This is a genomic window from Bifidobacterium aemilianum, assembly GCF_003315635.1.
GTDB lineage: Bacteria > Actinomycetota > Actinomycetes > Actinomycetales > Bifidobacteriaceae > Bifidobacterium > Bifidobacterium aemilianum.
Window position 1 is genome coordinate 1 of record NZ_PDCG01000021.1, and the last position, 797, is coordinate 797.

1 pseudogene is annotated in these 797 nt (G+C 61.9%); it reads right to left on the bottom strand.

Annotation, left to right across the window (positions count from 1 at the left end):
* Positions 1 to 797 (bottom strand): annotated as a pseudogene (locus tag CRD60_RS08195) (Hsp70 family protein); the annotation flags it as partial.

Sequence of the window (797 nt, forward strand, 5' to 3'; positions counted from 1 at the left end):
GCCTGCGCCTCCTTGACCATCTTGTCGATCTCGTCCTTGGGCAAGGCCGATCCACCAGTGATGGTCATCGACTGCTCCTTGCCGGTGCCCTTGTCCTTGGCGGACACGTGCACAATGCCGTTCGCATCGATGTCGAAGGTCACTTCAATCTGCGGAACGCCACGGGGGGCCGGAGCGATGCCGGTCAGCTCGAAGGTGCCCAGCGGCTTGTTGTCACGGGCGAACTCGCGCTCACCTTGGTAGACCTGAATCAGCACTGAAGGTTGGTTGTCCTCAGCGGTCGAGAAGACCTCGGAACGCTTGGTCGGGATAGCGGTGTTGCGGTCGATCAGCTTGGTCATGATCCCGCCCTTGGTCTCAATGCCCAGGGACAGGGGGGTCACATCAATCAGCAGGACATCCTTGCGGTCGCCCTTGATGACACCGGACTGCACGGCGGCGCCGACCGCCACGACCTCATCGGGGTTGACGGTCTGGTTGGCCTCCTTACCGCCGGTAAGCTCCTTGACCAGATCCTTGACTGCAGGCATACGCGTGGAACCGCCGACCAGCACCACGTGATCGATGTCCTGCACCGAGATGCCGGCATCGTGAAGCACGTTGTTGACAGGCGTGCGGCAGCGGCCCAGCAGGTCCGAGGTCATCTCCTCGAAGTGAGCCCTGGTCAACGTCTCATCCAGGTGAACAGGGGTGCCATCGGGCGTCATGGCCAGTTACTGCATGGAGATGGAAGTGGTGGAGGAGGAGGACAGCTCCTTCTTGGCCTGTTCAGCGGCTTCCTTGAGCCGCTGCAGGGC